This window comes from Flavobacterium sp. GNP001 (assembly GCF_054343775.1).
In genome coordinates, this window is record NZ_JBTGUX010000001.1 from 357,025 (window position 1) to 380,635 (window position 23,611).

The window sequence follows — 23,611 nt, forward strand, 5'->3', positions numbered from 1 at the left end:
TGTTCTTAAATTTGACCACAAAAGTAATTATAAAATAGTAGATTTCAAACGTTTTCGTAATTTTAGCCTATGTTTAAAGAAAAGTATTTTGTAGTAGGTGTCATGTCAGGAACATCGCTAGATGGCGTCGATTTGGCACATATCGTTTTTACTAAGGTTGATAACGAATGGTCATTTGAAATTTTACAGGCTGAAACGGTTTCGTACTCTGTTTATTGGTTAAACAAACTGCAAACTGCTGTAACGCTTACAAGTCTAGAAATCATAGATCTGAATGATGAATACACCAGTCATTTGGCAACTGTCATAAATGATTTTATAGAAAACAACGCTATTAAAAATTTAGATGCTGTTTGCTCACATGGGCATACGGTGCTGCATCAACCTCAGAAGGGGATCACACTACAAATAGGGAATTTGCCACAGCTTGCTACCTTGATTCAGCAAAAAGTGGTTTGTGATTTTAGAGTTCAGGATGTAGCTTTGGGAGGACAAGGTGCGCCTTTGGTGCCAATTGGAGACCGAATTTTGTTTTCCTCTTATGATTATTGCATGAACTTGGGAGGTTTTTCAAATATTTCGTTCGAGAAAGACGGACAGCGTATTGCATTTGATATCTCGCCTGTCAATACCGTATTGAATTTTTATGCGCAACAATTGGGTTTCGAATATGATGATAAAGGAGCGATGTCGCGTTCAGGTACTTGTCACCAAGAACTATTGACCGAATTGAATGCGCTTGAATTTTACTCGCAAAAATATCCTAAATCCTTGGGCTTTGAATTTGTAAAGGGTATTGTGTTGCCTTTGATAGAAAAATATAATTTGGCAGTAGCCGATAAAATGAACACTTTTACAGAGCATGTTGCCTTTCAAATTGCTGCTGCGCTGCCTACCAAAACCGGTCAAATTTTTGTAACAGGTGGTGGTGCCTATAATGATTTCTTGATAGAACGTGCACAATCCTACTTGCCTAATATGGAAATAGTAATTCCTGATCGAGAAGTACTTGAATTTAAAGAAGCAGTAATTTTTGGATTGTTAGGCGTTTTGAAGTTAAGAGGTGAAATTAATGTGCTGTGCAGTGTAACTGGAGCCCAACAAGACCATTCTGCCGGAATGGTTTACACGCCATGATACCATCTAGAAAAAGCTATTTAGTAGTGGCAATGGCAACTATTTTGTTGGGTTTGTTCAGTCGAGTTTTTTCCGTAGTACCGCTATTTATTGGAGATTTACTTTACGCCGTTTTAATTTATTTTATTTTTCGGTTTTTCTTCACCACACAAACGGCTGTCGCCATAGCGGTAATGAGTTTATTCTTCTGTTTTGCGATCGAGTCTTTACAATTGGCGCGCTGGAATTGGTTGTTACAAATTAGAGCTACAGCAATTGGACGCTTGGTTTTGGGACAAGATTTTTTATTCGCAGATTTAATTGCGTACACATTTGGTGTACTCTTGGCGGTGGTTTTCGAGCGTGTAGTATTTAAGAGGTCTAGTAATAGAATGGTATAAACTTTTGAAATAAACTCGAAAACACATAATTCACATTATTCTATTTTTTATATTTGCCAAAATTAAACATATCGCAACAAATGAAAGATTTATTAAAGAAATTCGAAAATAAAGAACCTGAAATAGTTTTCCATTGGAAAGATGCTGAAACCGAAGCTGAAGGTTGGACAGTTATCAATTCGCTTCGTGGAGGCGCTGCTGGAGGTGGAACTCGTATGCGAAAAGGTTTGGATATGAATGAAGTTTTGTCATTGGCAAAAACCATGGAAGTTAAATTTTCGGTTTCTGGACCTGCGATAGGTGGAGCAAAGTCGGGTATCAATTTTGATCCGAATGATCCTCGCAAAAAAGGAGTTTTACAACGTTGGTACAAAGCGGTTTCTCCTTTGTTGAAAAGTTACTACGGAACTGGTGGAGATTTGAACGTTGATGAAATTCATGAGGTGATCCCGATGACTGAAGAATGTGGTGTTTGGCATCCGCAAGAAGGTGTTTTTAACGGACACTTCAAACCAACCGAAGCAGATAAAATCAACAGAATAGGTCAGTTGCGTCAAGGAGTTGTTAAGGTAATTGAAAACCCAAAATTCTCTCCTGATGTTTCAAAAAAATATACAGTTGCTGATATGATTACAGGTTACGGTGTTGCTGAGGCAGTTCGTAATTTTTATGCTATTTATGGCGGCGATGTAAAAGGTAAAAAAGCGATCGTTCAAGGATTTGGAAATGTAGGTTCAGCTGCAGCCTTTTACCTTGCGGATATGGGTGCCAAAGTAATTGGTATTATTGATAGAGATGGTGGATTGATCAATGAAGATGGTTTTTCTTTCGAAGAAATTAGAGCTTTATTTTTAGCCAAAGATGGTAACAAACTAGTGGCTGAGAACATGATTCCTTTTGAAGAAATCAACCAAAAAATTTGGACAATTGGTGCCGAGATTTTCACGCCATGTGCAGCATCTCGTTTGGTTACGCAGTCGCAAATTGATAGTTTAATTGCAAATGGTTTAGAGGTAATTTCTTGTGGAGCGAATGTTCCTTTTGCAGATAAAGAGATTTTCTTTGGTCCAATTATGGAAGATGTGGATCACAAAGTAAGTTTGATACCTGATTTTATTTCGAATTGCGGAATGGCTCGTGTTTTTGCCTATTTCATGGAGAAAAAGGTACACATGACTGATGAGGCTATTTTTTCTGATACTTCAGAAATTATTAAAAAAGCGATTGAGAAAGCACATGCACTTAATCCTAGTAAAACTAATATTAGTGCCACTGCTTTTGAGATTGCATTGAAACAGCTTACTTAATTCAAGCACTTATAATTACAATTATACAAAATGGGAATTGGTAGATATAAAAAGCTACTGATTCCCATTTTACTTTGAACTTGGTCTAATTTATAATTGAACACTAGCTTTCTACTCTTGACAATTTTTAGTACTTTTCAACGTTTTTAGTCATATCCTTTTTTCAAATACCAATACAATGAGTTCTACTAATTCAACCAATCAAAAGAAATCTTTAATCATTACCACTCTTTTGTATGCGGCAATGTTGTTGATTTTGTTTTTCATCCGTTTTTGGCCTCCGGCAAATGGAGCGGAGCTTGCTGGCGGTGGCGGTGGTGGTGGAGTTACGGTGAATTTTGGGGATAGTGATTTAGGATCGGGATCGGACTATAAAAGTGAAGTGCTAGAGGTAAAAAATCAAGCGAAAGCGGTACCAGTGAACAGTATTCCTGACGAAGCAATCCTATCGCAAGAAAACAGCACTGATGAAAGTGTGGTTATCCCGACTAAAGTTCCAGCTAAAAAAACACCGGTAGTTATAAAAGAAGAAACAAAACCAGTTGTTGTAAAACCCAAGGTATCGAATTCGACCAATGATGCGTTGTCAAGTATACTGAAAGGATCTAATAAAGGCGGTGATGGTGATGATAAAACAGCTGGAAATAAAGGAAATTCAAATGGCAATTTAAATTCAGGTGATTATTATGGTTTAGGCGGTTCAGGAGGTGGTACTGGCGGAGGAAACGGAACTGGAAATGGAACAGGAACCGGCAAAGGTTCAGGCTCTGGAAGCGGTGGCGGATCCGGAAGTGGTTCTGGTGGCGGAATCGGATATTCTCTTGGTAATAGAAGAGCAGTATCTAAACCAGTGCCAAAATACACATGCAGCGAACAAGGTCGAGTTGTTGTGGAGGTAGCCGTAGATCGAAACGGACGCACCATGAGCGCTATTGCAGGGGTGAAAGGAACAACAAATACGGCAAGATGTTTACTTGATCAAGCTAGAATTGCTGCCTTGAATACGAAATGGGATCCTAGTTCAGATGCGCCGGAAAAACAAGTGGGTAAAATTATTTATAATTTCAGCCTAATTAATAGGTAGCTTGTTAAAGAAAATAGAGAATTTAAACGTTATTTTGCGTGAGGGATAGCAGCAAGTACCGCAGTACTGCGAATAGCCCGACGGCAATAAAAAAATGGAGTCCATCAGCATACTAGTTGATTGGCTCCATTTTTTTTATTGCGGTCACGCCCAAAAGCAAGACGCATCCTTAATTAATACCGTTTTTTATTTCGGGCTAGTGGCGATTACAAATTTCAGATTGTTACGTACTCCTATTTGTAATACATCAACTAAATCTTGCACCTGAAGATTAAATGGGATTCTAACAACAACGGTTTGATCTTTTGTTGTATCCATTTTAGACATAAGCGTTGACTCGAGTTCTTCAAATGAAACGGGTTGTTTGTCAATATAGAATTTTTTATCCTCAGTGACAGATAAGCTGATGAATTGCTTGTTCGTTTTTTCGTTTGATTGCGCTTTTGGTAGCGTCATCTTGATTACATTTGGGTTGGCAAGCGTAGAAATAATCAAGAAAAACAGCAGTAAAAAAAACATGATGTCGCTTAATGAAGAAGTCGCGACCTCGGCATGAAATCTTCTTTTTCTTTTGATAGACATGTTATGATTTTTGAATAATATTTACAAATTCAAGTACTTGTTTTTGGATTTTTAATGCAAAATTATCAATTTTCCCGTTCAACAAGTGGTATCCACTGTAGGCAACAATTCCCACTATCAAACCCGCTCCACTACTAATCATTTTTTCGTACAATCCGCCAGAGATGTTCCCGATACTAATATTCTCAGTAACTGATATGCTGTAGAAAATTTTAATTACTCCGGAAATGGTACCAATAAAACCCAAAGTAGGAGCAATACCAGCTATAAGTCCCAAGTGTCCCAAGTGTTTTTCCATTTCGCCAATTTCAATATCGGCTGCACGATCCATATTCGATTCAATTTCACCGATTGGGCGGCCAATAACAAGGATACCTTCTTTGATGATATTTCCAGATGCTGTATTATTTCGTTCAGCAAGCGATCGTGCTAAATCTAAATTGCCAGAATTTAACTGATCCCTAACATCACGTAAAAGTAATGAGTCTACTTTTGAAGCTTTGCTAATGTATAAGTAGCGCTCTACGATGAGGTAAAAAGTGTAAAATAATAAAATCCCAATTGGGATTAGCCAAATACCGCCTTTTAATAAAAATCCTAAAGTAGAAATTTCGGTGTTTGGAGCAATGTTTTCAACAACTGCGCTTGATGCGGCATTAGTAAGGGTGTCCGCTTGTAATTGGATAAAACTAAACATATAATATTATTGTGTTTTAATCATTAATTCTAAAATTTGTTTCAAATTTGCAATAAAGATACTTTTCGATGTAGTATTAAACTAAAAAAATCGAAAAATATTTTAAACAATTCCTATTTACCTATAAAATGAATTATCAAGACACTATAAACTGGATGTTTAATCAGCTTCCGATGTACCAACTTCAGGGTGCACAAGCTTACAAAAAGGACTTAACAAACGCTCACAAACTTGCAGCGCACCTAAATTATCCTGAGAAAAAATTGAAATGCATACATGTGGCAGGAACCAATGGCAAAGGATCTACCTCTCATATGTTGGCATCTGTTTTACAAGAAGCCGGATATAAAGTCGGCTTGTATACATCGCCACATTTAAAAGATTTTAGGGAACGTATAAAAATAAATGGGGTCGAAATATCTGAAAAATTTGTTCAAGATTTCATAACAGAGCATCAACTATTTTTTGAAGCTAATGACATGAGTTTTTTTGAAATGACAGTTGGTTTGGCTTTTGATTATTTTGCTGCTGCAAAAGTGGATATCGCCATAATTGAGGTAGGAATGGGCGGAAGATTAGATGCCACAAATATTATCACGCCTTTGGTTTCGGTGATAACAAACATTGGCTTAGATCACACGCAATTTTTAGGAAATACATTAGAGGCTATTGCTTTTGAAAAGGCAGGAATTATAAAGCCAAATGTTCCTGTAATTATTGGAGAATATACTACTGAAACAAAACCTGTTTTTTTGTCTAGAGCTAAAGAGGGCGATTCAGAAATTTATTTTGCCTCTGATTTAATTTCAGAAAGCTTTCCTTCAGATTTAATTGGAGATTATCAAATTCATAATAAAAAGACGGTATTGCAAACCATAGAGGTTTTGAATAATCAGCATGAATTTAAAGTTACTTCTCAAAATGTACAAGCAGGTTTATTGCATGTCGTAAAAAACACAGGCCTTCAAGGCAGGTGGCAGCAAATACATACAGCCCCAAAGGTTATTTGCGATACTGCTCATAATAAAAACGGTCTAGAGATTGTATTAAAGCAAATACAAAAAGAAAAATTTGACGCTTTACACTTTGTTTTAGGAGTAGTAAATGATAAAGATTTAGAAGAAATTTTGCCTTTGTTTCCAAAAAATGCAAAATATTATTTTTGTAAGCCCAATATTCCTCGCGGATTGGATGCGCAAGTTTTACAACAAAAAGCGGCATTGTTTGCATTGCATGGCGAAGTATACAATTCTGTTTCAGAAGCTTATCAAAAAGCAAAGCAAAATGCCGCAGCGACTGACTTTGTTTACGTAGGAGGAAGTACTTTTGTAGTTGCAGAAATTTTGTAATTTTTTTGTTTTTATAGTTGCATATTCAAAAAACAGTCTTATATTTGCACTCGCAATAAGGAAATGAAAATTATCGAATTGCACTAGGGCGATTAGCTCAGCTGGTTCAGAGCACCTCGTTTACACCGAGGGGGTCGGGGGTTCGAACCCCTCATCGCCCACCAAGAAACTCCTTAAGAAATTAAGGAGTTTTTTTGTTTCTAATTTTACCAACCTTGGTTGATTCCGTTTTTAACTACAGCCTCGTATTTTTCTTTATCAAAGCGGTACAGGTTAGGGGCTTTGTGAGCAACATTGCTCTTCTTCTCGTCAAGTTTTATTAGTATCCCAATAGCTGTAATCTTTCTTAAAAAATTACGACGGTCTAATTTCTTGCCTAAAATGGTTTCGTATAATTTTTGTAATTCTGGAATTGTAAATTTTTCAGGTAACAAATTATAGCCTACAGGTGTAAGGTTTAATTCGTTTCGTAGAGTAGATAGTGCTTTATCAAGAATTTCTTTATGGTCTAAAACCAATTCCGGAACGGCATCGTGGTCAATCCATTCGACAATTTCATCAGCTGCTAATGGCTGCGGTATGGTTTGTAAAAAATCAACTAAGGCATAGTAGCCAACCGTAACAAAACGACTAGCAAACCATTTTCCATCTTCGATTGGTATGTTATAAAAGCGCAGAATGTTGTTGCTCACCTCTACATCACAGCGGTTGGCAGCACCAAAAGTTGAAAATTGTCTTAAAAAAATTCCATTTAAACCTGTTCTACGATGCAAAACTGTTACTGCGGCTTCATCAATTCCTTCATTCAAAGCCACAAAACCTCCGGGCAAAGCCCATTTATTACTGTACCTTGTTTTAATTAACAATACTTTTAGTTGGTTGTCATGAAATCCAAAAATCACGCAATCTATTGATAAACCGGGTTGGTATAATTCTTTATTTTCTAAAACGCTCTTTAACATGGGACTTTCATTCTTGAAATTAGTACACTTTTATGAGGCGCAATTTAGTATATTTTTACTCGGAAATTAAAACAGTACATTTTTTGAATACAAATAAGTTTTTTCCAAAATTATTCAAGAGCGCGTTGTACAATATGAAAAGAATGAGTTAAGAATTGCATTTTTTCATGTTTCATTTTCGAACTAGTTATGCATTCTATGTAAAAAAGCTTATCAAAAATAATGTAATGTGCTGTTTTTCAAAAATATTGTTTACATTGCGTCATTATAACACAATAATTATTTTAACCTTTGAATAAAAAAAACTAACGCAAAAGACTATGAAAAAAACTATTCTATTACTCCTTGGGTTCGCATTTACGCTACAAATGCAAGCGCAGGCTATTGATTATCGAGCAAAAGCTAAAAAATTAGTTTCGCAATTGACACTCGAGGAAAAAGCTTCTTTGTGCTCAGGTGGAACAGCTTGGTCAACTAAGGCCATTCCAAGACTGGGTATTCCGTCCATTTTTATGACTGATGGTCCTCACGGATTACGTAAGGCAGAGGGTTTTGATTTTACAAACAGTGTACCGTCAACTTGTTTTCCTACGGCATCAGCTTTGGCATCTTCTTGGAACACGGCATTGGCTCAAAAGATGGGCGAAGCTCTGGGAATTGAGGCCCAAGCCAATGATGTACAAATTTTGTTAGGACCTGGAGTAAACATGAAACGTTCTCCTCTGGGTGGAAGGAATTTTGAATATTTTTCAGAAGATCCTGTTTTGGCGGGTAAAATTGCAGTTGGATTCATAAATGGGGTGCAAAGCCAGGGCGTGGGTACCTCTATGAAGCATTTTGCGGCAAATAGTCAAGAGTTTGAACGAATGTCTAATAATTCAAATGTTGACGAACGTACTTTGAATGAAATATATTTTCCTGCATTCGAAATGGCAGTAAAAGAGGCACAACCTTGGACCGTGATGTGTTCCTACAACAAACTAAATGGAACCTATGCCTCTGAAAATCCATTTTTATTACAGCAAATGTTAAAGGACAAGTGGGGATTACAAGGTTTTGTAGTTTCTGATTGGGGTGCTGTAAATGAAAGAGCGCTTGGTGTTGACTCGGGCATGCATCTTGAAATGCCAGCAAGTGGTGGATTAAATGATAAAAAAATTGTTGATGCCGTTAAAAACGGTACTCTAAAAGAAAGCCGACTAGACGAAATTGTAACTGATTTATTAGCGATAACTCTAAAAGCAAAAGACAGTCACAAAAAAGGTATTGTGGTTGACAAGACTAAGCACAATGAACTAGCAAGACAAATTAGCAGCGAATGCATTGTGTTGTTGAAAAATGAATCTGCTATTTTACCAATAAAACCTTCAGTTAAAAAAATTGCTATCATTGGTGATTTTGCCAAAAATCCACGTTATCAAGGAGCTGGAAGTTCGCAAGTGCGTCCAACTCAAATTTTAAACGCATTTGATGAATTACAAAAACTAGCCAAAGGTACACAGTTTACATTTTCGCAAGGATACAATTCACAAGGAGAAACAGATCAGGCGAAATTAGCTGAGGCAGTGCGAATTGCTAAAGATGCTGATGTAGTTCTTGTTTTTGCAGGTTTGCCAGATAGTTATGAGTCGGAAGGTTTTGATAGGACTAATATGGATTTGCCACTAGGCCACAATCAATTAATTAGTGCAGTTGCGCAAGTAAACAAAAATAGTGTTGTGGTTTTGATGAATGGAGCTGCTGTTGCGATGCCATGGAAAAATGATGTTGCAGCTATTTTGGAAGCCTATCTTGGCGGGCAAGCTGGTGGAGGCGCAGTTGCAGATGTATTGACAGGAAAAGTGAATCCTTCGGGTAAGTTATCGGAAACATTTCCAGCACGATTGGAAGATACTCCAACCGCAATTGAATTCCCATCAAGAGACGGACAAGCTAATTATGGTGAAGGAATTTATATCGGTTACCGCTACTATGACAAAAAGAAAATTGAACCAAGTTTTCCTTTCGGATACGGATTGAGTTTTACTACTTTTTCATATTCTGATATAAAAGCCAATACTACCTCAGTTAAAGATTCAGAAGGGGTTACCATTTCTGTTAAAGTAAAAAATACTGGAAAAATGGCAGGAAAAGAAGTAGTGCAGTTGTACGTGCATGAGCAAGAAAGTGAGGTAAGTAGACCAGAAAATGAATTGAAACATTTTGAAAAAGTTGCCTTAGCTGCAGGAGAGGAAAAAACAGTTACTTTCAAATTAAGTTCTCGTGATTTCTCTTATTACAATTCAAAAACACATGAGTGGACCGTGAAATCAGGAAAGTTTGATATATTGGTTGGAGGTTCTTCTCGAGATTTGCCTTTAAAACAAACGGTTTTTATTGAATCTTCAAATCCCGCACAACTCGTTTTTACTCGTGAATCTTTATTTAAAGAATTCAAAAAGTCTCCAAAAACTTTAGCAATTTATGAAAACTTAGTGCAAGGTTTTATGGGAGCTTCAAAAAAACCAGAAACCGAAGACGAGAAAAAAGCAGCTTTGTTTTTTGAAACAATGTTATCTGATATGCCTATAAACAAATTAGTTTTATTATCTGGAGGAAAATTTACTGAAGAAAATATTGATGGAATTTTAAAAGCGGCCAATCAAAAATAAAAAGAGTTTGAAAGCAATGCAAAAAAAAGTGCCTACAAACAATGCTTTCAAAAGGAATATTTGAGTCGTATTGAAATTTAATTGTTGGTTAAATTGTAAACAAAAACGCAGTAAGCAGTATGTTGAAATACTGTTTGCTGCGTTTTTTAATTTTGAACTAATTTTTAATTTTGATAGAAAACTTTTAAAGCCACTGTTGAAAATTTATTTAGCCGCTCTTCTGAATTCTAAAAAATTTCAAGTTGAAGTTTTCTTTTTTAAAGTAAATTTTTCATTGGATTAGTTTTAAAAGCAGATATTCTAATACACCAAGGTTTGAATGCCGTGCGCGGGAATTTCGATCATCGTTTTTTCATTGGAGATGATTAGATTATAGGTTACATTTTTATCTCCTTGATTCATTACTACCGTTACCATTTTGCCGTTTTTATTTAAAAATGAAGTACTTATTAAAGTGCTTCGGCTTACCGCCGTACTAACTCTTTTAGCTTCTGGTCGAATGAATTTAGAAAAATGGCCAATGTAGTAATAGCTTGGGGTATAAATAAGTTCTCCAGAATTAGTGTTAGCATGGATTGGTGCAAAACAGAAGTTCCCCACGTGATTAGGACCTCCATTTTGGTCTAAAAGAATATTCCAGTCCGTCCATCCAACGGTGCCGTTATTAAAATCGTGAATCATGTTAGTGCCGTAACGTTCGCCATTAGCCCACAATTGGTATTTATTGGCATCAAATTTCTCCACGCAACCTTCAGTAAACAATAGGTTTTTTGTTGGGTATGCCTCATTGACTTTTTGAATATTTTCAAACATAGGTGCACCACCTGCCCAAGTTTCGTACCAATGAAATCCGATTCCCCAAGCATATTTTGATGCTTCTGGATCAGAAAAAATGACATTTGCTCTTTGATTTATTAAATCTCGGTTATGATCCCAAACAACAATTTTTTTATCGCCTAAGCCTTCTTTCTTTAAAGTTGGTCCCAGAAAGTTTTTTAAAAAATCGCGTTCAGCCTCGGCAGTGTAAATGCATGATTCCCAAGTTTGGGTTGCCATAGGCTCGTTTTGTACCGTAAGTCCCCAAATAGGCATTCCTTCTTTTTCGTAGGCTTTTATAAATTTAGCGTAGTAATTGGCCCATGCTTGATTGAATTCAGGTTTCAAAGTTCCGCCTTTCAACATATTGCCAGTACTTTTCATAAATGCAGGCGGGCTCCAAGGCGAAACATACAGTGTCAATTTTCCACCAGCCGTTTTGATTGCGTCCTTGATCATCGGGATGCGGTATTTTTGATCGTGGTCAATGTTAAACGATTTTAGTTCACTATCGCCTTCTTTCACGTAAGTATAACTTCCACTTGAAAAATCTGAACTATGAATAGTTGTTCTTAGTAGCGAATAACCAATACCGTTTTCAGTATTGTAATAGGCTTGCAGTAATTCTTGCTGTTTGCTTTTACTTAATTTCGCAAAAACTTCTGCGCTGGCATCAGTTATGGCACCACCTATGCCCATGAATGTTTGAAACGTCTTGTTTGGCTCCACAAAAACTGAAATCTCAGTTTCAAGGGGCTGTTTGGCTATACCGAAACTCAATTTGTCTGTTTGAGACAGCCGTAATTTTGTATTTTCTGCTGTGGTATAAACTGTAATAGTTTTTCCTGTGGTGCTAATTGCTGCAGGTTGATTTGTTTTTTTTGATTGTGAAAAAGCAAATAAACTAGATGCTAGTAATATTACGGTAGTTGTTTTTTTCATTTGTATTGTATAAAATGTGCTTTTACCAAATATAAGTTCCTACTGAATTTCCTTCTAATGAAGTAGTAATCCATGTTCCCTTGTATTTGATGTTGAATAAAGTAGTTGTTTCTCCGTCGTTTTCAACTAATAAAACTTTTTTTCCTGCAGGGGTTTTAAAAGCAACGGTATTTAAATTACCTGAATTGTTGCTTGAAATGCGCACAGAGCCGGTTGGAACAAATTTTGAAGCATGGGCAATAATATAGTAGCCTACATTCCTTGTAAAGCTATCGCTGCTATTAATTGTCAAAGCTCCTTTACAAGTTGTACAACCACCAGGAGTATTTGGACCGAAAGAGGCATTATTGGCTAAATTCCATTCTAAAGCTGTTTTACTCCAATTGCGCATGGATCCGATGATTACATTTTTTACATGCCATTTTAAATCTCCAGAAAAACTACCTGTTGACGAGGTGTATTGCTCTGTAAAATAAATGTTTTTGTTTAGAAAAGCATTGTGAACGGTTTCAAGTGCGCTAATATCGCCTTCGTATAAATGGAATGCCGATCCGTCTACAAAGGGATTTGCTCCTGTGTCTCCCAATACGGCTATAGGATATTCTGGTTTATTGCAATTATGGTCGTACGCTACAATTTTTGTGCTGAGGTTTGCGGCTTTAAATTCTGGCCCTAAATGATTTTTAATAAAATCAGCTTGTTGTTGCGCCAGCATTAACATACTTGGATTGTTGCCAGGATGTAAAGGTTCGTTTTGAGGTGTAATGGCGTCAATTGTTATTCCTTCGGCCTTCATGGCTTGAATGTATTTTACAAAATATTTCGCATATACATTGTAAAATTCGGGTTTTAAACTTCCTCCAACAAAACTGTTGTTGTCCTTCATCCAAACTGGCGGCGACCATGGTGTTGCCATTATTTTTATTGACGGATTTATGGCTATAATCTCTTTTAACATCGGGATTACATCCGCTTGATCAGGAGTTAAACTAAATTTAGATAAAGTAAGGTCGGTTTGTCCATTTGGAAGATCGTTGTATGTGAATGGTGCCGCATTTAAGTCTGATGCGCCAATACTTAGACGTAAATAACTAATTGCAATTCCGTTAGCATCATTACCGAATAATTCCTTTAAAAGTTCTTGTCTTTTTTGTGCAGAAAGTTGATTGATAACTTGAGCGCTTCCACCTGTTAGTGTATAACCAAAACCATCAATAGTTTGAAATGTTTTGCTTTCGTCAACTTCAATGTTAGCATAAGTATTAGTACTGTTGCCAAAAGTCAAATTGCCAGGCTGTTTTTGTAATAGTATAGTTTGATTACCTTTGGTTAACCAAAAATCCATTTGATTGGTTCCTGTTGTAGGCGGTGTAGTAGGAGCGGGTGTAACCACAACCTCAGTAGTATCGGTTGACGACGAACAGTTGCTTGTGGCCATACTAAAGCTCAAAAGCAGTGCTAGTTTTATAGAATTTTGTAGTAAAGTCATAATTATTTCATTTTTAACTCGATATATACTGGCAAGTGATCCGAAGGATATCTGAGATCTTTCGAGTCGCTTAGAATAGCGTATTTTGTCACGAGAAAAGGATTGTTTTTTGATAAAAAAATGTAATCAATTAATTTAGTTACGGGTACGTTGTGTTTAAAACCATTGAATGTGCCGTTGGGTCCAAAAGGCCTTTGAATGCTGATATCTCTTGAGTCATCCATTGACTTTTTGAGTTGTTTGATACGCTCTTCATGAGGCTCAGAGTTGAAATCACCCATTAAAATAACAGGATAGTTTTGCGTGTTTAGTTGCTTTATTTTAGTTACAATTAAAGCCAAACTTTCTGTTCGTGCTTGCTCTCCCATGTGATCAAGATGGGTATTAAAAACCCAGAGGTGTTTTTTAGTCTCTTTGTCTTTTAAAAGGGCGTAGGTACAAATGCGGTTTAATGCAGCATCCCAACCTTTTGAAATAGCATTTGGTGTTTCTGAAAGCCAAAAAGTATCACCTTGTAGCAATGTAAAACGATCTTTTTTAAAAAATAGAGAAGATGCTTCTCCTTGCTCCATTCCATCTCTGCCCATGCTGATATTTTTGTACGTTTCATGCGCTGCTGCAATATCACGAACTTGATTTGGTAGTGCCTCTTGAATACCAAAAATATCAGGATTGTAAAATTGTAATTGAGCGTTGAGGTAATCCTTTCTATTTGACCAATTGTTTATGCCATCACTAGCAATATCCAAACGGATGTTATACGTTAAGACCTTTAGACTTTGCGCCTCACAAATTGATGTCAGACATCCTAAAATGATACAAACGATTGTGTTTTTAAGTTGCTTCATATGTTTGTTGTATGATTATTTCCCTTCTAATGAGCTTTTAGCTAAAATTAGTTAAAAGCTCTTAATGAAGGGCTAACTAAACAAAAAAAATCAAATACAAATTATTAATTACCAGTATTATAAAGCGTTTTAGCCTTTTATTTTATAACCAAGTCTAGAACGAGTTACAATTGTTCTAGACTTAATTTAGCTTGAAACAAAAGCAGTGCTTAATTGTAGCCAGGATTTTGTTTTAATTTTGTTCCTTGTAATTCTCTTTCGGGAATTGGAAAAATTTCGTCTACTCCGGCATTAAAACCTCTGCTTCCTAATTTTGCAGTAGCATCACCCCAACGAACCAAGTCAAAAAAGCGGTGTCCTTCTCCTGCCAATTCCATTCTTCTTTCATTCTTGATCGCGTCAATAGTAACAGGAATTGATGGTAGACCAACTCTACTTCGAACTGCGTCAAGTAATGCTTGTGCTCTTGGTCCTGATCCTAATGCTTCTGCTTCCATCAAATACGTGTCGGCCAAACGCAAGATGTAGCTATTTTGTTTGTAATTTAGTTCGGCAGCACCACCTCCAGTTCGTACATCTTCTTTTCGTGGTAAAAATTTATTCAAAAAGTAGCCTGTGTCTTGGTATGCGCCAATATAATTTGCTTGTCCCGCTGCTTTTAAAGCTTTTAAATCATAAATCGTTGATTCAAAACGCGGGTCATTCTTTATCGCATCGTACAAATCTTGTGTGATTAGGTTGAATGCCCAGCCCGAAGGTAAATCTGCTGCCGTAGATCCCACGGTTTTGGAATAACTTCTTGGTCCAACCATAACGTTTAGTGAATTTCCTTCGTCTCTTCCTGAACCCCAGAAACCCCAATCTGAATTGCCCGCGCTAGTATGTGATACTTCAATTAATGATTCTGTGTTAAACTTGTTTCCTACTACCCATAAATCACTAAATTTAGTTAGCAATCTGTTTCCGTATTGATTGGTTGTTCCAGGAGTTCCGTTTACTTGTGCTAGTATTGCCGCTGCTTCTGTTTTTTTACCTTGAAATAAATAAACTTTACCTAACATGGCTTGTGCAGCGCCTTTGTTCAATCTTCCAGACTCAGTTTCAACATTAACTCGATTTGGTAAAAGGTTAATAGCATCTAACAAATCCTTTTCAATTTGTTCGTAAACAGCTTGTGGTGTTGCTTGCTCTACCGTGTACATATTTGTAGCGGTTAACGGATCCAGTAGTAAAGGAATATTTTTAAATAAGCGTACCAAATTGAAGTAGTAAATTGCTCGCAAAGCTTTTGACTCTCCCGTGAAACGCGCTTTAACTTCTTCTGGCATTGCTACTCCCGGAATTTTTAAAAGTAGAGTGTTGGCTCTAAAAATTCCTTGGTAGTGGTCGTTCCAGAAACTTCCCGGAACGGTAGTTGGAGTTAAGGAGTGCGATGAGAAACCTTGAATTCCAGCACCATCAGTTGGTCCTCCGCCACCTGCAAAATGATCATCAGATCCGGCATTCATCATCGCAATCATATTTTCGAAACCGCTTGAATTTTTTCTAATCGGGTCATAAACACCAACAAGAGCAGCAGTAGCTTGATCTTGATTGGCATAATAATTTTCAGATAAAAAGGAACCTTTTGGTGTAACTTCTACAAATTCTTCTGAGCATGATACCATTGAAAGTACTGCAGTTGCTACGAATAGATTTTTTAGTAAGATAGTTTTCATAATTTTTTATGTTTTAGAATTGTACATTAGCTCCAAGCATGAAGGTTCTTGCTTGCGGATAAATTCCTTTGTCGATACCAAATACACCACCTCCAATTTCTGGATCGTAACCTGTGTATTTTGTTATAGTAAATAAGTTTTCAGCATTTACATAAAATCGTAGTTTACTTGCTCCAATTTTGCTAATTGCTTTGGTTGGTAATGAGTATCCTAATTGGATCAACTTTAATCTCAAATAATCTCCTTTTTCAAGATAAAAGTCAGACATTCTTCCAAAGTTGTTGTTGCTGTCGTTGTTCGTTAAACGTGGATACGTATTAGATGTACCTTCGCCTGTCCATCTGCCCAAAGCGCTTGTTTGGTAGTTGGCATTTCCTACATCGAGACGACGTAAACCTTGGAAAATTTTATTTCCAGCTGCTCCTTGCGAAAAGATCATTAAGTCGAAGTTTTTATAATCAAAGTTTAAAGTCAAACCGTAGGTGTATTTTGGGATATTTGTTCCTAAAAATTGTCTGTCGTCATCGCCAATAGAGCCATTACCGTTGGTATCAACCCAACGGAAATCTCCTGGGCGTGCATTAGGCTGAATTAATCCGCCAGAGGTATTGGTGTAAGCATCAATTTCGGCTTGGTTTTGAAAAATACCGGCAGTTTTAAACCCAAAGAAGGAATTGTATGATTGTCCTACTTGAGTTCTAGTTACTTGTCCCATTGATTGGAATGAAGCATCTCCTCCTATAAAATTTGAGTCAGAAGCTACAAAAGTCACCCTGTTTTCTAAATAAGCAATGTTTCCATTTGCAGAAAAATTAAGATCTCCGAAGCTTTTTTTGTATCCAAGTTCAATCTCGATTCCTTTGTTGTCCATATCGGCAACGTTGCCCACAGGACTGGCTGTAACTCCAACGTAACCAGGAATATTAATTGGTCTTAAAATTCCTTTTGTAGATTTTTTGTACATGTCTACAGTTAAGGTAAAATCGTTTAATAATTTCGACTCAAATCCGATGTTGCCTTGTGAAGTTTCTTCCCATCTCAAATCAGGGTTATCTAAAGTAAGATTTGCATATCCTGTAGTAATTGCGCCTGTGTTTCCAAAAGAGTAATTGTAACCTCCTTCAACCAATGATAGGTATCTAAAATCTGGAATAGCATCATTACCAACAATTCCATAACCTCCACGGATTTTAAAAGTATTTACAAATTTGTTTTCTTTCCAGAATTCTTCCTTGGTTACAACCCATCCTAAGTTGAATGATGGGAAAACACCAAATTTATTATTGCCTCCAAAACGGCTTGATCCGTCTCTACGAATAATACCCGTAAAAAGGTATTTTTCATCATAATCATAATTCACACGTGAAAACAACGAAGTTAATTTATGCACAGTGGCATCGTAGGTGTAGCTAGTGCGGTCTGATTGTGGAATGTCAAAATTGAAGGAAGCATCTCTGTAATCAGAAATTGGTAATCCAAACAAAGTAGCTCCTAAACCGCCACCAATATTATCAACATACGAACCTTGTCCTAATAATACGGTCAGGTTGTGTTTTGCAAATTTGTTGGTGTAAGTAACAATATTCTCCACGTTCCAAGCAAAGCTTTTGTTTTCGCTTTTAGCGTAATTGTTTTTTAACACATTTGATGTGGCACTTAAATAAAATACGGGAGTAAAACCTTGCCCGCCCCAAGTTGATAATTTTGCTCCAAGCGTAGATCTAACTTTTATATGTTTTGAAATAGCTGCTTCTAAATAGGCATTTCCAACTATATCATCAGACGTTGAAAAACTACCTAATCTCGTTTTTGCGTAGGCTAATGGATTTGTCATTTCTTGACCAACCAAACTTGATATTCCATAAGGATTGCCGTTAGCATCTCTAATAACTGGATTTCCAGCGTATGGTGCTTGGTTTGCTTTTGTAGGATCTGTTTCAACTAATGGTGTAGTTGGGTCTAAGTTGATAGCAGAACTTAAAGGACCTCCAAATTCACTATTTGTATTTCCAATGCCTGTTGATTTTTGTCTAGAAAAACCAAGTGTTTGTCCAAACGTAAATATGTCAGATATTTTGTGGGTAGAATTTAGTCGGAAGTTTTTCTTTGAAAAATTCGAAATTTCGGTCATAACGATTCCTTCTTGGTCTTGAATACCAAACGAAGCATAAAAGTTTGATTTTTCGCTACCGCCACTAAGGCTTACTTCATGTGAGTAACGGAATGCTGACTTATTGAAAATTGCTTTTTGCCAATCGGTTCCCACACCTAAAGATGATGGATTGGCAAACACAGGCGAACCACCTGCTGCAGTTGACTTTTCGTTTAATATAGTCGCGTATTGTGTTGCGTTTAGCAGATTTAGCATTTTTTCAGGTGATGAAAATCCAGAAAACCCTGTATAGCTTACTGCAATTTTACCATTTTTACCTTTTTTAGTCGTAATTAAAATAACTCCTGTCGCGGCGCGAGTTCCATAAATTGCTGCCGATGCGGCATCTTTTAAGACTTCAACAGATTCAATGTCAGATTGGTTTAAAAACCCAATTCCATTTCCATCTACCACAACACCATCAACTACCCAAAGTGGGTTATTACCTCCATCTCCAAAAGTAGTAACACCTCTAACTCGGATTGTGCTGCCAGATCCTGGCTGACCTGAACTTGCTGCAATAGTAACACCAGAAACACGACCCTGAAGAGCTTGCTCGATTCTTCCGTTAGGTACTTTTTCTAAGTCTTTTGCTTTTACACTAGATATCGCGCCGGTAACAACACTTTTCTTTTGAGTGCCGTAGCCTACTACCACAACTTCCTGTAGGTTTTCGGTTGCTGGTTGTAATTTAATCGAAATGTTTTGCCTTCCATTGATAACTTGGCTTGTGGTTGTGTAGCCAACATAGCTAAACTCAAGTGTTGCTTTTGCGTTAGCTGTTATTTGATAAAGTCCATCAAAATCGGTTGTAGTACCTTTTGTAGTTCCTTTAATAAGGATACTTACTCCTGGGATAGGCATACCAGTTTCGTCAGCGACTTTTCCTTTCACGCTTGTTTCCTGCGCTTGTACAAACGCTGTGAAAAGAATAGATAAGAGACAAAAAATAAACACTTTTGTAAATTTCATATTTCTAAAAATTTTGGTTAATTAATTAGTAATTTGATGCAATACTAGCATAAAATTTTCTGTATTCTTTTTTTGTAATCCTTACAAAAACACATCAAAGTATATTTTAATACTTTACAAAAACACATCAAAAATTTTTTAAAATATTGATTTTAAACATTTTAAAATTTATTTTGCTTTCTTATTAAGATGTTAAATGATTTAAAAACCACTACATTTATCGTTTATACGGAAAAATGTCTTTTTTTTGTGTGTTTAAAATTCTTGTGAGGTTTTTTTAAAAAATTTTAGTTTAAAAAATGAAATTCCCAAATTATATTATTCTACTTCTTTTCTTTTTTTCTGCATATATATCTTGTTTTGGTCAAGTGAAAAATATAGGATTACCAGAGGTAAGAAATTATAAAAAGTTAGATTATCGAGCCGGAACTCAAAATTGGTGTATGGATCAGGATGCAAATGGAAATATGTATTTTGCAAACAACAATGGATTATTGCAGTACGATGGTGCCTCTTGGCGCAGGTATGCACTTCGAAATACGGTTGCTGTTAGATCGCTCAGAATTGATTCTTTAGGGCTGATTTATGTAGGAGGCTATGATGAGTTTGGTTATTACAAAGCCAATAGAAAGGGTAAATTGGAATATTTTTCAATTTCAAAATTACTAGAATCTAGTCGTATTAAGTCAATCGATTTTATATGGAAAATTCACTTGTATCAAGACGAAGTTATTTTTCAATCTTTTTCAAGAGCCTACATTTATAAAAGTGGAAAACTAAAAATCTTAAATCCTGTCAGCAGATTTCAATTTTCTTATGTGGTAAATAATCAATTGATTTTTCAAGATAAAGAAGCTGGTTTACTTGAATATGTCAATGGAGAATTGCGTCCGTTAAAGGGGACAACAATTTTAAATTCTACTGAAGTATGGGGTATTTTTCCTCTGTCAAACCAGCAACTACTTATTGGTACCTTGGATAAAGGAATGTTTGTATACAGTGAAGGAACCCTAAGTCCTTGGAAAACGGAGGCCAATCAATTTATGCTTCGCAATAGTTGTCTTGGTGGTGTTATGGTGGGTAAGAACACAATTGCCCTTAATTCTGTTCTTGATGGAATTATAATTTGTGATTTGAATGGTAAAATTATCCAACACATCAATTACCAACAAGGATTGCAAAATAACACAGTTCTTTCCTCATTTATTGATAACAAGAATAATTTATGGTTAGGATTAGATAACGGTATTGCATTTGTAAACGAGAATTCGCCTTTTTCATTTTTTGGTTTCAGTTATAATTTAAGTACAGTTTATGCATCGGTAATTCACCAAGGTAATTTATATGTCGCTACCAATCAGGGATTATTTTATCACTCTTGGAATTCTAGTTTTAGAGATGGAAATTTTAAAATTGTTGCTGGTACTACTGGTCAAGCGTGGAATATTCAAGTGGTAAATGGGCAACTCATTTGTGGGCACAATAGAGGTGCGTTATTAATTTCTGGAGCAAAAGTTATAAAGGTTTTGAGCGAAAAGGGTCATTTTGGTTTTAAGTCGGTGCCCAATCAACCCAATTATTTAGTTGGTTCAACCTACAGCGGGTTCACGCTTTTTGAAAATTCTGAAGCAGGATACCGTTTTAAAAATGCAATTTCAGGATTTGATTTATCTGTTAATACTTTTGAAATTGATCAGAATAATTTGTGGTTAAAAAAAGATAATTTGATGTATCAATTGGCTTTTAACTCTGATCTTACTCAATTTCATAAAGTTAAATTCTATTCTAATTTCAATGCTACAAATAAAGGTATTGGGAGTGTACAATTGCTTAATGGAATAGTTTATTTTCAAAATAAAAATCGCTTTTATCGCTTTTCTGAAGAACAATCCTTATTTTATGAGGATACCAAAATTTCTAAAATATTTCAATATTTACCTCAAATTTCGGCACTAAGCCAAGATAAATATGGAAACGTATGGTATTTCTATAAAGAGTCCTTAGGTGTTTTGCGCAAGCAAAATGGTGGTGGTTATAAGAATGAAATGGCTGCATTTAGTAATTTATCTGGTAATTTAGTGTCTAATTATATGTCTATAAATGTGTTAAACCCCTCAGATATTTTAATTGGTCTTACTGATGGTCTTGCCCATTACGATGCTACGATTGCAAATAACGCATTGCAAAAACCGCAGGCTTTTATTCGTAGTTTTTCATATCCAGAGGATACTATTTTGTTTGGTAATGGAGGTGCTACCACAGAATTAATTACGATTCCGTTTCGTTCTAATCGAGTGAGGTTTACATTCTCGTCTCCGATCTATGAAAATTTAAAAAATGTAGAATTTTCATACAAATTAGAAGAGTTTGATGAGCGCTGGAGTAATTGGTCGAATTCCTCTATTAAGGAATATACCAACTTAAAAGAAGGAAATTATACCATGAAATTAAAGGTGAGAAACAGTAACGGAATTGAATCTGAAGAGGTAACAGTTAGTTTCGAAGTTTCTCCGCCTTGGTACCGCCATTTTTTGGCTTACCTACTTTATATGTTGCTGTTAGTGGGATGTGTTTTCTTTGTTAGAAAACGAATTCAGGTTAAAATTAGAAAGAATAAATACTATGAAACTATAGAGCAACGTAGGCTTTATTTAGAACGTGAAGCTAAAATTAGACAAGAGCAATACGATTTAGAGAAAGAGATTGAGAAATTAAAAAATGATAAATTAAAGATCAAAATTTTAGCCAAGGATAAAGAGTTGGTTAACAATTCACTGCAGGTTGTAAAGAAGAATAAGATTTTGAATGGAATTATCCATAAATTAAAAGATATTAATGCAGATGCTTTTGATGAGTCTACAAAGTTTCAGTTCTCCAAATTAAACAAAAGTATTGTAAAGGAAGTAAATGCAGATAAAAGTTGGAAGGATCTCGAAAAGCACATTAAAAATGTTCATTTTGATTTCTTGAAACGATTGAAAGAACAATATCCTACAATTAGCCCGAGAGAGTTGGATTTGTCAACCTACCTTTTGATGAATATGTCTACAAAGGAAATTGCAGAAATCATGAACATTTCTACTGGTGGAGTAGAGTTGGCCCGTTATCGACTTCGTAAAAAGCTAGGGCTAAATAAAAAAGAAAATCTCACTGGTTTTCTTATGAGTATTTAAATTAACAAAGCCCTAATTACATTATTATAAGTAGGGCTTTGTTTTTATTTGATGTAGGCTGTAGTGCGTTCGAGTGCCATGCCGCGAGATCCTTTTATCAAGATTGAATTATTATCGAATGTAATGTTGGCTAAATCTTTGGCAAAGTCATCAAAGCTTTCATAAAATAATAAATTTGATTGTGCTTTTTGCTGCGCTTTAAAATCAGCTCCAACAAAATAACAAATGATGTTTGGTTCATTTTGCAACGATTCTACTATGATTTTGTGCTCTTGTGCACTTTCTTCTCCAAGCTCAAACATATCTCCTAAGACTAATATCTTATTTAGGTCTTGCAGCTGAATGAAATTAGCAATAGCAACCTTCATACTGCTTGGATTGGCGTTGTAGGCATCTAAGATAATCTTGTTGCTTCCTATTTGCATCAATTGCGATCGGTTGTTTTCAGGAATATAGTTCTCCAGTGCATCTTTAATATCGGTTAGTGCGACCTTAAAATATGTTCCTATTGCAATGGCAGCATTAATATTGTTAGCATTGTACAACCCAATTAATTGCGATTGTATTTCAACGTTATGATAGTTTATTTTCACAAGAGGTTTTGCCTCAATTGCAGAGATATCTATATCTGCTTCTTTTTTGTTAACTCCAAAAGTGTAGCGTTCTATTGAATTTGTTTTTTCTATCTGAATTTTATCTTCTAAGTTTACAAATGCGAGCTTGGTTGCTTTTTTAAGGTAGTCATACATTTCGCTTTTACCTTTAATTACGCCTTCGACTCCCCCAAATCCCTCTAAATGTGCCTTTCCGAAATTAGTAATATATCCAAAATCTGGTTGTGCAATTTCGCACAAAAATTCGATTTCTTTTTGGTGGTTAGCACCCATTTCAACGATTCCTATTTCAGTTGTTTTGTCAAAGGAAAGAAGTGTTAAAGGCACGCCAATGTGATTGTTGAGGTTGCCCACCGTGGCCTTAATATTGAATTTTTTTGACAACACCACATTAATGAGTTCTTTCGTAGTTGTCTTTCCGTTACTGCCAGTAAGGGCCAATATAGGGATTTTCAAGTACTGTCTATGAAACTTAGCTAGCTCTTGTAGTGCGGTTAAGCTATCCGTTACAAGTATGGTTCGGTGATCAATAAAATAGTTAGCATTGTCAATAATAACGTATGATGCGCCTTTGATTAATGCCTCTTCTGCAAAAGTGTTAGCGTCAAACCGTTCTCCTTTGATAGCTACAAATAAAGATTTAGGTTCAATTTTTCGAGTGTCAATTGATATTGAGCTGCATTCAAGAAAAAGTTGGTGCAAATGATTAATGTCCATAGCAATAACGTATAAAAACAA

Annotated in this window: 16 protein-coding genes and 1 tRNA gene; 8 read left to right on the forward strand and 9 right to left on the reverse strand. The window is 36.0% G+C overall.

The window, feature by feature from the left end:
* Positions 1-69 precede the first annotated feature (69 nt).
* The 4 genes from ACXX8U_RS01385 (at position 70) to ACXX8U_RS01400 (ending at position 3,908) form a co-directional block, all read left to right on the forward strand.
* Positions 70-1,137, forward strand: coding sequence for an anhydro-N-acetylmuramic acid kinase (locus ACXX8U_RS01385; RefSeq protein ID WP_458564286.1), 1,068 nt, complete (start codon positions 70-72; stop codon positions 1,135-1,137).
* Positions 1,134-1,517, forward strand: coding sequence for a ribosomal maturation YjgA family protein (locus ACXX8U_RS01390; RefSeq protein ID WP_458564287.1), 384 nt, complete (start codon positions 1,134-1,136; stop codon positions 1,515-1,517). Before ACXX8U_RS01385 ends, ACXX8U_RS01390 begins: the two co-directional genes overlap by 4 nt.
* A gap of 80 nt (positions 1,518-1,597) precedes the next feature.
* Positions 1,598-2,824, forward strand: a complete 1,227-nt coding sequence (locus tag ACXX8U_RS01395) for a Glu/Leu/Phe/Val dehydrogenase dimerization domain-containing protein (protein WP_458564288.1) — start codon at positions 1,598-1,600, stop codon at positions 2,822-2,824.
* Positions 2,825-3,002: 178 nt separating this feature from the next.
* A complete protein-coding gene (locus ACXX8U_RS01400) occupies positions 3,003-3,908 on the forward strand; it encodes an energy transducer TonB (RefSeq protein WP_458564289.1) in 906 nt (301 codons plus the stop codon).
* 186 nt (positions 3,909-4,094) lie between these two features.
* Here the strand turns inward: ACXX8U_RS01400 and ACXX8U_RS01405 are convergent, their stop codons facing one another.
* Together ACXX8U_RS01405 and ACXX8U_RS01410 are read right to left on the reverse strand one after the other, a co-directional pair.
* On the reverse strand, positions 4,095-4,490 hold the full coding sequence (locus ACXX8U_RS01405; RefSeq protein ID WP_458564290.1) for an ExbD/TolR family protein: 396 nt from the start codon (positions 4,488-4,490) through the stop codon (positions 4,095-4,097).
* A 1-nt stretch (position 4,491) separates the two neighbouring features.
* Positions 4,492-5,187 carry a MotA/TolQ/ExbB proton channel family protein gene (locus ACXX8U_RS01410; protein WP_166137946.1) on the reverse strand — a complete coding sequence of 232 codons (696 nt, stop codon included), beginning with the start codon at positions 5,185-5,187 and terminating at the stop codon, positions 4,492-4,494.
* Between the two features lie 128 nt (positions 5,188-5,315).
* Between ACXX8U_RS01410 and ACXX8U_RS01415 the strand changes: the two genes are divergently transcribed.
* Together ACXX8U_RS01415 and ACXX8U_RS01420 are read left to right on the forward strand one after the other, a co-directional pair.
* Complete coding sequence (locus tag ACXX8U_RS01415) at positions 5,316-6,536, forward strand: bifunctional folylpolyglutamate synthase/dihydrofolate synthase (RefSeq protein ID WP_458564291.1); 1,221 nt, start codon at positions 5,316-5,318, stop codon at positions 6,534-6,536.
* Between the two features lie 86 nt (positions 6,537-6,622).
* Positions 6,623-6,700 (forward strand) — tRNA-Val (locus tag ACXX8U_RS01420).
* A 42-nt stretch (positions 6,701-6,742) separates the two neighbouring features.
* Here the strand turns inward: ACXX8U_RS01420 and ACXX8U_RS01425 are convergent.
* The gene (locus ACXX8U_RS01425; RefSeq protein ID WP_458564292.1) at positions 6,743-7,498 is read right to left on the reverse strand and encodes an NUDIX hydrolase; all 756 of its coding nucleotides are present in this window, start codon (positions 7,496-7,498) and stop codon (positions 6,743-6,745) included.
* A 320-nt stretch (positions 7,499-7,818) separates the two neighbouring features.
* Here ACXX8U_RS01425 and ACXX8U_RS01430 point away from each other — a divergent pair, with 320 nt between their 5' ends.
* Entirely contained in the window at positions 7,819-10,149 is a 2,331-nt protein-coding gene (locus ACXX8U_RS01430; protein WP_458564293.1) for a beta-glucosidase family protein, read from the forward strand.
* Positions 10,150-10,449: 300 nt separating this feature from the next.
* On the opposite strand, the gene ACXX8U_RS01435 is transcribed toward ACXX8U_RS01430, so the two are convergent.
* From ACXX8U_RS01435 to ACXX8U_RS01455, 5 genes are all read right to left on the reverse strand, one after another.
* Positions 10,450-11,907 (reverse strand): glycoside hydrolase family 30 protein, encoded by a 1,458-nt coding sequence (locus ACXX8U_RS01435; protein ID WP_458564294.1) that lies wholly within the window; start codon positions 11,905-11,907, stop codon positions 10,450-10,452.
* A 22-nt stretch (positions 11,908-11,929) separates the two neighbouring features.
* Complete coding sequence (locus tag ACXX8U_RS01440) at positions 11,930-13,396, reverse strand: glycoside hydrolase family 30 protein (RefSeq protein WP_458564295.1); 1,467 nt, start codon at positions 13,394-13,396, stop codon at positions 11,930-11,932.
* A 2-nt stretch (positions 13,397-13,398) separates the two neighbouring features.
* Complete coding sequence (locus ACXX8U_RS01445; protein ID WP_458564296.1) at positions 13,399-14,244, reverse strand: endonuclease/exonuclease/phosphatase family protein; 846 nt, start codon at positions 14,242-14,244, stop codon at positions 13,399-13,401.
* A gap of 209 nt (positions 14,245-14,453) precedes the next feature.
* Positions 14,454-15,962: a RagB/SusD family nutrient uptake outer membrane protein gene (locus tag ACXX8U_RS01450; protein WP_458564297.1), complete on the reverse strand. Its 1,509-nt coding sequence runs from the start codon at positions 15,960-15,962 to the stop codon at positions 14,454-14,456.
* A 13-nt stretch (positions 15,963-15,975) separates the two neighbouring features.
* Positions 15,976-19,086: a SusC/RagA family TonB-linked outer membrane protein gene (locus tag ACXX8U_RS01455; RefSeq protein WP_458564298.1), complete on the reverse strand. Its 3,111-nt coding sequence runs from the start codon at positions 19,084-19,086 to the stop codon at positions 15,976-15,978.
* Between the two features lie 299 nt (positions 19,087-19,385).
* Here ACXX8U_RS01455 and ACXX8U_RS01460 point away from each other — a divergent pair, with 299 nt between their 5' ends.
* Positions 19,386-22,259: a triple tyrosine motif-containing protein gene (locus tag ACXX8U_RS01460; protein WP_458564299.1), complete on the forward strand. Its 2,874-nt coding sequence runs from the start codon at positions 19,386-19,388 to the stop codon at positions 22,257-22,259.
* Between the two features lie 44 nt (positions 22,260-22,303).
* On the opposite strand, the gene ACXX8U_RS01465 is transcribed toward ACXX8U_RS01460, so the two are convergent.
* Entirely contained in the window at positions 22,304-23,590 is a 1,287-nt protein-coding gene (locus tag ACXX8U_RS01465) for a UDP-N-acetylmuramoyl-tripeptide--D-alanyl-D-alanine ligase (RefSeq protein WP_458564300.1), read from the reverse strand.
* Positions 23,591-23,611: the final 21 nt, after the last annotated feature.

Excerpts from the sequence above, each read along its gene's own strand:
- ACXX8U_RS01460 (WP_458564299.1), top strand. The coding sequence starts at position 19,386 with ATGAAATTCCCAAATTATATTATTCTACTTCTTTTCTTTTTTTCTGCA.
- ACXX8U_RS01465 (WP_458564300.1), bottom strand. The coding sequence starts at position 23,590 with ATGGACATTAATCATTTGCACCAACTTTTTCTTGAATGCAGCTCAATA.
- ACXX8U_RS01430 (WP_458564293.1), top strand. The coding sequence starts at position 7,819 with ATGAAAAAAACTATTCTATTACTCCTTGGGTTCGCATTTACGCTACAA.
- ACXX8U_RS01455 (WP_458564298.1), bottom strand. The coding sequence starts at position 19,086 with ATGAAATTTACAAAAGTGTTTATTTTTTGTCTCTTATCTATTCTTTTC.
- ACXX8U_RS01395 (WP_458564288.1), top strand. The coding sequence starts at position 1,598 with ATGAAAGATTTATTAAAGAAATTCGAAAATAAAGAACCTGAAATAGTT.
- ACXX8U_RS01390 (WP_458564287.1), top strand. The coding sequence starts at position 1,134 with ATGATACCATCTAGAAAAAGCTATTTAGTAGTGGCAATGGCAACTATT.
- ACXX8U_RS01425 (WP_458564292.1), bottom strand. The coding sequence starts at position 7,498 with ATGTTAAAGAGCGTTTTAGAAAATAAAGAATTATACCAACCCGGTTTA.
- ACXX8U_RS01410 (WP_166137946.1), bottom strand. The coding sequence starts at position 5,187 with ATGTTTAGTTTTATCCAATTACAAGCGGACACCCTTACTAATGCCGCA.
- ACXX8U_RS01445 (WP_458564296.1), bottom strand. The coding sequence starts at position 14,244 with ATGAAGCAACTTAAAAACACAATCGTTTGTATCATTTTAGGATGTCTG.
- ACXX8U_RS01400 (WP_458564289.1), top strand. The coding sequence starts at position 3,003 with ATGAGTTCTACTAATTCAACCAATCAAAAGAAATCTTTAATCATTACC.
- ACXX8U_RS01405 (WP_458564290.1), bottom strand. The coding sequence starts at position 4,490 with ATGTCTATCAAAAGAAAAAGAAGATTTCATGCCGAGGTCGCGACTTCT.
- ACXX8U_RS01440 (WP_458564295.1), bottom strand. The coding sequence starts at position 13,396 with ATGACTTTACTACAAAATTCTATAAAACTAGCACTGCTTTTGAGCTTT.
- ACXX8U_RS01435 (WP_458564294.1), bottom strand. The coding sequence starts at position 11,907 with ATGAAAAAAACAACTACCGTAATATTACTAGCATCTAGTTTATTTGCT.
- ACXX8U_RS01385 (WP_458564286.1), top strand. The coding sequence starts at position 70 with ATGTTTAAAGAAAAGTATTTTGTAGTAGGTGTCATGTCAGGAACATCG.
- ACXX8U_RS01450 (WP_458564297.1), bottom strand. The coding sequence starts at position 15,962 with ATGAAAACTATCTTACTAAAAAATCTATTCGTAGCAACTGCAGTACTT.
- ACXX8U_RS01415 (WP_458564291.1), top strand. The coding sequence starts at position 5,316 with ATGAATTATCAAGACACTATAAACTGGATGTTTAATCAGCTTCCGATG.